At 62.4% G+C, this 1,613-nt stretch carries 1 protein-coding gene; it reads left to right on the top strand.

Translation table 11 applies throughout. The features are described from left to right. Positions 1-171: 171 nt before the first annotated feature. On the top strand, positions 172-1,613 hold a 1,442-nt coding region (locus AC1D1Z_RS37240), incomplete at its 3' end, for a ParB N-terminal domain-containing protein (protein ID WP_477853830.1).

The raw sequence follows: 1,613 nt of genomic DNA, 5'->3' as shown, positions 1-1,613 counted from the left end.
CTCGTCTTTCGCATGGCTGTTGGCCCCGCTTATCCTTCGCGGCAGGGCAGCTCGCCCGCAGTTGCGCCGGTCGCGCCGCTTTGCGGTCCGGGAGGTGTCTTCAGAAAAAAATGAAGACAGGAAGGACCGGCAGAAGGCCGCGTCCGCATCCCCGGAAAAAGGAACATTCCCATGCAACTCATGAAAGTCGATCCGCGTGCGCTGAAGGACAATCCCGACAATACTCGTCAGTCGAAGTCGACGCCCCAGGCCGACGCGCTGCTGCTYGCGACCATCAAGGCTGTCGGCGTCATCCAGCCGCCCGTCATTTTCGCCGAAGCCAGCGGCAACGGCTATGTCATCGAAGCGGGCCACCGGCGCACGCGCATGGCCATCGCCGCCGGCATCGAGGAAATCGATGTTATCGTCGTCGAGGCGGCCAACGACAATGGCGCGATGCGATCGATGATCGAAAACATCGCGCGCGAGCCCCTCAATCCGGTCGACCAATGGCGGGGCATCGAGCGTCTCGTTGCACTCGGTTGGACCGAGGAGGCGATTGCGATCGCGCTGGCGTTGCCGGTCAGACAGATCCGCAAGCTTCGTCTGCTCGCCAATGTCCTGCCTGCGATGCTCGATCACATGGCCAAGGGCGACATGCCGAGCGAGCAGCAGCTTCGCACGATTTCCGCGGCGTCACTCGACGAGCAGAAGGAAGTCTGGAAGGCACACAAGACGAAGAAGAGTGACACAGCATCCTGGTGGGCGATCGCCAACGGCCTCACCAAGACCCGCATGTTCGCGCGCGATGCGAGTTTCGGCGACGATCTCCGCCAGGCCTATGGCATCGAATGGGCGGAAGACCTGTTCGGACCGGCCGACGAGGATAACCGCTATACCACCAACGTCGAAGCATTCCTCGGTGCGCAGCAGGAATGGATGAGCAGCAATCTTCCCAAGAAGGGTTCCATCGTCGAGCTCAACAATTGGGGCCAACCGCAATTGCCGCCGAAGGCGGAGCGTGTCTAYGGCAAGCCCGGCCAAGGCGATTGCACCGCCATGTATCTTGATCGTGAGGGGAAGGTGCAGTCCGCCCATTTCCGGTTGCCGGAGATCAAGAAGGCGAAGGGAAAGGGCGATCCGACCGCCCCCGGCGGCGAGGACGAAAACGAAGGTATCGACGTTGCAGCGAAGACCCGTCCCGACGTGACCCGAAACGGCCTCGAGATGATCGGCGATTTCCGCACAGACGCTCTGCACGAGGCACTGGCACGAGCGCCGATTGAGGACGATACCCTCATGGCGCTGCTCGTCCTCGCATTCGCCGGGCAGAACGTCTCGGTAGATTCCGGCTCCGAAACCTCTAACCATGTCTACGGCTCCAGGCGTTTTGCCCGGCACGCGGTCCCGATGATAGGTGAAAGCGGCGAGCTGGAATTCGACACGGATACGCTTCGTGTCGTGGCCAGGTTGACACTGATCGACGCACTGTCGGCGCGGACCAACCGCACGGACAGCGGCATTGTCGCCCGGATCGCCGGCGATGCCATAGGCGCCGACACCTATCTTCCGAACATGGGCACGGAGGAGTTCCTCGCGTGCCTCTCCCGCCCGGCGCTGGAAGCGTCCTGCGG

Source organism: Rhizobium sp. P1_E1, from assembly GCF_056406015.1.
This window is presented reverse-complemented; position numbering and strand designations above follow the sequence as displayed.